The following is a 249-nucleotide window of genomic DNA, read 5'->3' as shown; positions in this document are numbered from 1 at the left end:
CGCAGTACGATGCGGAGCGTGCTGGTGGCCCCGGCGAGGGCAAGCCGCTGACGGCTGAGCAGCAGCGTATCCGGCAGCTCGAGGCGGAAAACCGGCAACTGCGCGAGGACAACGCGCTGCTAAAAAAAGCATCGGCCTTCTTTGCCCGGGAACTGAAGTGACTTACCGTGTGGTAACTCATTTGCAACAGGAGGCCGTATCGGTCAGTCACGCCTGCCGGCTTTTGCAGGTGAGCCGCTCTGGCTACTA

General features: G+C 61.4%; 1 pseudogene. It reads left to right on the top strand.

Features of this window, described 5'->3' with window-relative positions:
- A pseudogene (locus VSR72_RS44180) lies at positions 1-149 on the top strand (IS3 family transposase); the annotation flags it as partial.
- Positions 150-249: the final 100 nt, after the last annotated feature.

Origin of the sequence: Paraburkholderia sp. JHI869 (genome assembly GCF_038900775.1) — a bacterium.
In the GTDB taxonomy this organism is placed as follows: domain Bacteria; phylum Pseudomonadota; class Gammaproteobacteria; order Burkholderiales; family Burkholderiaceae; genus Paraburkholderia.
This window is presented reverse-complemented; position numbering and strand designations above follow the sequence as displayed.